Below are 7,280 nucleotides of genomic sequence, written 5' to 3' on the forward strand. Positions count from 1 at the left end.
ATTCCACAATAATATGGATGCATGTTATTGTAAAAGTTCATTGAGCTTTCTCCTGTAAGGTTGGTTGCCTTTTCAGCGTAGCGAATAATCGCGATGCTGGGGAGGAGGCTCAATGAGTATCAAGTCAAAGCAAGCGGACTTGGTAAAGCTGTCAGCTTTTTTGCATGGGCAAAAAGGCCGCCAACTTTACCAAGCAGTTGTTTGAGGCGTTAGGCGTCATTTGCTTACAGCATTAAAATGTGGGTTCAGACGTGACATTACGGCATCAAGGTTGTTTCGCTAGGTTGTTTTTCCGGCTTGCTTCTTCGGTAGTTTCAACGGCTTTAGCAACGCGTTTTTCATCAATATCGTAACGCCAACATTCTGCATTATCAGCTTTCTAAACTCGCTCTTTTATCCAGCATTGTCGTTAACATCTGGCATTTCGCACAGGGTTGTTTTATCTTAAATTCAATAAGTTAAATACGCGGCCTAATTGGCTAGTGGTGGCAGCAAAGCTGCGTACTTTCAGTTGTACGCCTAACAAAACGCTGTTGGCACTCCCTTCGGTCGCTTGGACGCTAACACGTGGGCTGGCTCGCTTCGCTCGGATTTTAGCCCACGTGCTAACGCCCCAAAGCTTAGCGTTGAGGCTGTAGAATTACTCTTTTTTAAGAAAAACAGCCTGTTTTATGGGTTCTAAATGCATTACCTAATGCTTTAAAAACGCTTAGAGTTAATCACAGGAGCTCGTTTCTTTATTGAATTTGGCTGTTGGAGTTATTCTACAGTCTCGTTAGGTAAAATCACATGGTAACAGGTCAAGATGTAGTATTGGCAGCCAAAAAGGACTTAGAGAGTTTTTTTACTCCTGCTGCTAACTTTGAGCTAAAAGTAGAATTAAATTCTACTTCGCGGCATCACGCTAGCGTTGTTGGCGTAGGAGACGACCTTCGCATCCGATTTTCTAATGATTTTTGTTATGCTGCAGTTGATGGCATCGATGCACTTCATTACTACGCATTAATCATTAGCCATGAAGTTGCTCACTATATGCATTCGCATAATGAACACAAAGACGAAAGTGAAAACGATAGTAAAAGTATAGAAGCATTTGCTGACTTTTTTGGCACTCGTGTAATGATGACCTTAATTACATACGGTCAAGAGTTTATTAAACTCTATGAAGTAATCGGCTTCAAATTTCATGGTGGTAAAGTTCTCGATAGTGTGGGAGCTGCGATAGCAGAGCTATCTGATACGTTATTTAAGTCCGACTCTAAGAATTATCCAAATTGTATTTCTAGAGTTGGCTTTTGTGCTTCAGGCGTTACTTCTTTCCTAGATAAACAATTCGGTAACATGGATATTCAACGCTCAATGGATGTACTTACGCGCATTTATTCAGCAGGCAGCTTGCCACAACTTTTTAAGTACCAATCTGATGACTTTGACATGGATCGTGATTTTATTTCTATCTCTGATGAAGTACACAAGTCCATACAAGGCATTAATATCTGTATTACAAGGGGTGTTAAGCCAAAGTATTTAAAGTTCATTGGAACATCGTATCACTCAACACCAGAATCCAGAGAGATATATGTGGAATCGATGTTGAGCATTGCTAACGAGCAGGGATTGGATTTACCAAAATTTACCTAACAAACACATTAAGGCGCTTCGCTGGGACAGTAACACGTGGGCTCTGTCACTTTGCTCGGATTTTAGCCCACGTGTTACTGCCCTTTATGTGGGTGTTACGAACGTCCGCAATTGGCACAGAGCCGTCATTCGGATCTAAATTGTTTATGCCCCCAAAATAATTTAACGTAAATACTCTAAAGCAAATTGTAATAGAGATCTGCATAATGCTTTACCTTAGTTAGTTAAATTTTCTGAAACAAAATCTATGAACTTCCTAACTTTTAACGGTTGTTTTTTGTCTGCATAAAGAAGGTGGACATTTCTAACTTTTGGTTGACACCCTTCAAGTACTCTAATGAGTTCTCCAGATTGGATGCTTTCTTCAAGCAAATGATAGGGTTGAAGAATAATGCCAATCCCCTTGAGTGCTGCATTTTTTAGTGCACTACCATTATTACTAATGAATCTACTGGTTTGTAAATGTAAGAGGTCAATTCTAAACTCCTTTTTAAAATTAGAGCTATCAAACCAAGGTTTAAAGCCTAAAAAATGATGATTTTCTAAATCCGTTATATTTTTTGGGGGACCGTTAGTTTTTAGGTATTTTGGTGAAGCACAAAAAATAAGTTGTTGGGAAAAAACTCTCTTTGAGATGTAAGAAGCGTCTTTCAAATCTCCGACTCTGAAAACGATATCATAATTGTCTAAAACAACGTCAGTTAAAGTATCGGATAATGTAAGGTCTATTCTTATTGCGGGGTTGGCCTCTAAAAAGTCGGCAATGATTGTTGTTAATACATGAGTACCAAAGTTGTGCGGAGCATTCACGTTAATCAAACCTTCAGGCTCTTTTGTAAAATCATCCATTGAAAGAACTAAATCTCTATATTGCTTTTGTAACGCTTTAGCTTTGTTTAGATACACCTCACCAGCTTCTGTTATGTTTTGTCCTCTAGTACTTCTATTAAGTAGTTTAATATTTACTTCCTTTTCTAGAAAATTCACGTATTTGCTTACCATTGTTGTGGAAATATCAAATTTCGTTGCGACTTTCGAAAAGTTTTTTTCCTTGCAAACAGAAATGAAAATCTCAATAGCTTTTAATCTGTCCATGTAAACCTCAGGTTTAAACTGTTTTAATCAAAAGTGGGTTAGTGATTTTATCCTAGCAGTATAAAATGGGCTCGTAAATCAAATGGAGTCAATATGGAAACTTACCACTTAATTAGCTTTGCATTAGTGTCATTCCTGACTGTGCTTAGTCCAGGTCCAGCTGTGTTATTTACAATTCACAATGTGTTTAATGCTAATTCACAAGATGTACTGAAGGGGGTTCTGGGTGTTGCAACAGGAATATTAATAGTAGGTTTCTTTGCAACGTTGTTAATCATGTTTACAACAGAAGCCGTTGGCGGCGCATTTAAGGTTCTTAATCTTGCAGGAGCTTTTTATTTTTTATATTTGGCAGCAAATAATCTTAAGGCATTTAAATATAAAAATAGTTTGAGCAATGAACAGAAAAAACATTTTTTTCACGGCCTAGTCATCAGTCTACTGAACCCAAAAGCACTTGCTTTTTTTATATTCATCTTTCCTACATACATGCAAGAAAATTATATTTCTGCGGGTATAGCAACACTATTAACAAGTATTTTTGCTTTAAATGTATTACTTGTTCATTGCTTCTATTATTTTAGTTTTAACTACTTAACTAAAACAATAGGCATTGACAAGTTCGCAAATTACTTCAATCGACTATCAGCATTTACTTTTTTTATCTTCGCTTTGTTTATGTTTAATCAATTTTTAACAAGCATTACTCAATAACTTAAGGTATCACTATGATTGATTTATATTACTGGACTACGCCCAATGGTCATAAAATTACGATGGCACTTGAAGAGCTAGGTTTGGATTACAATTTATATCCAATAGATATATCTAAAGGGGAGCAGTTTTCACCTGAGTTCAGCGAATTGAGCCCCAACCAAAGAATACCAGCAATAATCGATAACGCCCCATTCAATACTTTTAAACCAATCAGCATTTTTGAATCAGGCGCTATTTTGCAATATTTAGCTGAAAAATCAGGGAAATTAATCGGTGAATCTCTCACTGATAAATATAAAGTCTTACAATGGTTAGCTTGGCAAGTAGCCGGACTTGGCCCTATGGCTGGACAGAATCATCATTTTATACATTATGCTTCTGAGCAAGTACCTTATGCAATTAACCGCTATCAAAATGAGACGAATCGTCTTTATAGTGTTATGGACAAGCAACTGGCGCAAACTGAATATTTAGCTGGTAACTTTTATTCAATTGCTGATATCGCGAGTTACCCTTGGATAAGAATACATGCTTTTCAAAGTATTGATATTGAGAAGTTTAGTAACCTTAAGCGCTGGTTAAATAATATCAAAACGAGACCGTCAACAATTAAAGCTTTTGAGGTGGCAAGTAGAATTAATACCCAACCTACGGTTAATGAAAAGGCGTCGCACCTACTTTTTAATCAATCGCATGTTAAGTGATTTATTTAGGAGAACAACATGATTAAATTGTATGAATTAGCAGGAAAAAATGGGGTTATTTTTAGTCCTTATTGTTGGCGTATAAGAATGGCGTTAAGTTTTAAAGGGGTGAATTTTGAATGCGAAGAAGTAGCTTTCACGGACATTAAAAACATCAGTAAAGGGCTATTTAAAACGGTGCCAGTAATATCAGATAACAACAATGCTATTAATGATTCATATGATATTGCTGTCTATCTGGACAAAACTTACCCAGATACACCTTTACTTTTTCCAAATGAAGATTCAAAACAAACCTTTAGATTTATTGAAGCGTGGTCTAACTCGCTTCATTCTGATATCGCACAGATTGCAATTTTTGACATTTACAAAAAATTACAAGATAAAGATAAAGCATATTTTAGAAAATCAAGAGAAGCTCTTTTCTCAATGCCTCTTGAAGATGTACAAGAAAGCAAAAGTGCTGAAGCTACATCTAGTTTACTAAAAAAATTATTGGTTTTAGAAAAGTACCTCACAAGAGCAAGGTTTGTAGGCGGTTTAAATCCAACATATGCTGATTTCATCATTTTTGGTAGCTTGAAGTGGCTACTTCAAACGAGCGAACCTTTCAGTCATCATGAACTTCCAGAAAAGACTAGAGAATGGTATGTCGAGCTTTCAAATCGATATAGTGCACCTTCAAGTTAACGTAATGTCTTTAAAAATTAACCTTAGAAAAGGGACTGGAGTAATGATTTGCTCTGCAATAAAAGTTTTGTGGAATGTAATATGTATATCCGCTTTGTAATTAACGAATTTTGTCATGAGTCAAATCAGCGTCTAGGTCTATTTCTTGCTGTTAGGTATATGAAAGATGATAATAAATTTTTGGATTATGAGTTGGAACAAGCAGAGAGCATTATGGAGTGGTTTAACAACCACCTAGAATCGCCATTGGATTATTTGAATGCTCAAAAACTTAGAAAAGCTGATATTTTCATAAGTTGGTTCAAAATATCGGCCAAAAAACATATTTCTAAGGTTAGAGAATTTGTTGTATTGCTAGAAAGTAAAGGTATCGTAGTTGAAAAAATCAGAACAGAAAGACCTGGAAAAATAGTTTATTCAGATGAATATCAAGTGTTTGCTAAGCCATTTGAAAAGTATTAACTTTAACCACCCCTGATAGTTTAGCTGTACCACTTATCAATTGGAAAGTACTTTACTGTTATACATACACAGACATATATAAATTTTACCTAAATCAACCTCAAATAAAGGTTACTAACCCGTATTTGAGATTTTAAATTACTGTGTGGATGCAATTCACTCTAGTTGATTAATAATGGATTATAGTTAACTGTTTTAAGAGCTGATACTAAAAACGAATTGTAAAAAATAAGAGACAATAGATGACAAGTGATACACCAAAAGACTATAGCGAGGATATGTATAAATTCTACTTTGAGGTTGGTGAGTGGAAGGGCGAAGCTCTTACAATCATTAGCTCATTTCTAGGTCATTATCATTCGAAGAATATAACCAAATTAGAGTTTGGTTATGAACTGATAATGCCTATTCAGTGCGTACCAGATTTGGTGTCACTTTTGATTGAGAAAAACATAGCTATTTATCAGATAGTGCGTGGTGAAAAAACACAAGAAACTTGGCGGTTATGACGAACTTGTAGAGTTGAATCAGTTTTTGTCACATTTTTCCTGTCCCTTGGTTTTAGTGTTTAAGGTGGATAGCTATTTTGTGTAATGTACTTTATTAAGATGTTATTAGCTTTGAGGAGATTATGGAAAGTATAATAAAACAAGCAATTCAATTGCGAAAAGAGGCAAACATCATGAGTCAATAGCGTTACTTAAAACGCTACTAGATAATGAGACATATTCTGCTAAAGCTCACTTACAAATTGCTTGGTCGTACGACAATCAAGGTAAAGAGAAAGAAGCGGTTGAGCATTATCTGACATCTCTTACAGGTCCTTTATCATCCATTGAAAGATTCGATGCTTTGTTTGGACTGGCAATTAACTATCGAAGCCTTGGTATGTATTCAGAGGCCCTAAGCTATTTCGAGCAAACGATCAGTGAGTATCCTAGTTGCATTGAAATCCAACCTTTCTATGCCATGTGCCTTTACAACATAGGTCGTCACAAAGAAGCAACAAAGTTGCTGCTCGAACTTTTAGTATCCACGACGAATAGTAATGCTATTAAAGAATATCAACGAGCTATTTCTTTATACGCTCAGGATTTAGACAGAACTTGGTAAAACGAAACACATTTACTAGTGGCAATTCGAGCAGATTTACAATACGTAGTTATCAGTATTATTAAGTCGGCTTCAATGTCCGCATATGGCACTGAGCCGAACTTCGGTAAGCGGCCGTTGGAAAATGAAATTAACAAAATGCAAGACTTGATCCATTTGTATGTTGTGGCTTTGGATTCTTCTCTGTCCATTAAAGATTAGGCTCATTAATAAGTGAATAGTAAACGGACGCTCGAACAAAATTTTAGTCTAGCACTCGCATAATGGAAGAAAGATTTAATATGAAAGTCAATCTCTGTAAATCCGACTGACTTGCATATAGATACGTTATACACGTGTCATTTTTATAACGCAGTTTCCTTAAAAGAATAATATGCCTAACAAGCTGGGCATATCTCAAATTACATGTGATTGTCCCACTTTTTATTGAGCGTCTAGTTCGTTAATACTTGAAAAAACAATTGTTTCATGTCCTGAATTATCATAGCTAAAACCCTAACGGGCACAAATAAGTGACTTAGGTTAACTAAATCAAGTCGGCAACAATAAGTTTAAAAGTGGGATTTGAAAAAATCTTATTTTGTACTAGCTCAGATTTTATATGCGGCACAGTGACGAAAATTTTCAAGTAAATTCCAGCAAAAATTCTACTAATGCTGCTTTTTTTTCTGGGTCAACTTGCTTACTTATAGCATGAGTTATAGCCAGGGCAAGAGCATGAAAAAAGTCTATGATTTCAATACCTTTTCAAGGTAATCTGTACTGCGCATAGCTTTTTTCTGTTTTGCGGGCATGCCTTTATTAAAGCTTGTTTCTGCTTTTAGCTGATTAAATGCGATGTGTCTCAGCCCCGCAAAT

At 35.9% G+C, this 7,280-nt stretch carries 8 protein-coding genes; 7 read left to right on the top strand and 1 reads right to left on the bottom strand.

Annotated elements, in window-relative coordinates; translation table 11 throughout:
* Positions 1-789 precede the first annotated feature (789 nt).
* Positions 790-1,641, top strand: a complete 852-nt coding sequence (locus H5180_RS23115) for a hypothetical protein (protein WP_182759233.1) — start codon at positions 790-792, stop codon at positions 1,639-1,641.
* Between the two features lie 216 nt (positions 1,642-1,857).
* On the opposite strand, the gene H5180_RS23120 is transcribed toward H5180_RS23115, so the two are convergent.
* Positions 1,858-2,736, bottom strand: a complete 879-nt coding sequence (locus tag H5180_RS23120) for a LysR family transcriptional regulator (RefSeq protein ID WP_182759234.1) — start codon at positions 2,734-2,736, stop codon at positions 1,858-1,860.
* Positions 2,737-2,829: 93 nt separating this feature from the next.
* On the opposite strand from H5180_RS23120, the gene H5180_RS23125 reads away from it, so the two are divergent.
* The 6 genes from H5180_RS23125 (at position 2,830) to H5180_RS23845 (ending at position 6,422) form a co-directional block, all read left to right on the top strand.
* On the top strand, positions 2,830-3,450 hold the full coding sequence (locus H5180_RS23125; protein ID WP_182719141.1) for a LysE family translocator: 621 nt from the start codon (positions 2,830-2,832) through the stop codon (positions 3,448-3,450).
* Between the two features lie 14 nt (positions 3,451-3,464).
* Entirely contained in the window at positions 3,465-4,157 is a 693-nt protein-coding gene (locus H5180_RS23130; protein ID WP_182759235.1) for a glutathione binding-like protein, read from the top strand.
* 18 nt (positions 4,158-4,175) lie between these two features.
* Positions 4,176-4,847: a glutathione S-transferase N-terminal domain-containing protein gene (locus H5180_RS23135; protein ID WP_182759236.1), complete on the top strand. Its 672-nt coding sequence runs from the start codon at positions 4,176-4,178 to the stop codon at positions 4,845-4,847.
* An 81-nt stretch (positions 4,848-4,928) separates the two neighbouring features.
* Positions 4,929-5,309, top strand: coding sequence for a hypothetical protein (locus H5180_RS23140; RefSeq protein ID WP_077535648.1), 381 nt, complete (start codon positions 4,929-4,931; stop codon positions 5,307-5,309).
* 242 nt (positions 5,310-5,551) lie between these two features.
* Positions 5,552-5,818: a hypothetical protein gene (locus tag H5180_RS23145; RefSeq protein WP_077535649.1), complete on the top strand. Its 267-nt coding sequence runs from the start codon at positions 5,552-5,554 to the stop codon at positions 5,816-5,818.
* Positions 5,819-5,999: 181 nt separating this feature from the next.
* Complete coding sequence (locus H5180_RS23845; RefSeq protein ID WP_226894546.1) at positions 6,000-6,422, top strand: tetratricopeptide repeat protein; 423 nt, start codon at positions 6,000-6,002, stop codon at positions 6,420-6,422.
* Positions 6,423-7,280: the final 858 nt, after the last annotated feature.

It is taken from the genome of Pseudoalteromonas sp. SR41-4, from assembly GCF_014163985.1.
In the GTDB taxonomy this organism is placed as follows: domain Bacteria; phylum Pseudomonadota; class Gammaproteobacteria; order Enterobacterales; family Alteromonadaceae; genus Pseudoalteromonas; species Pseudoalteromonas rhizosphaerae.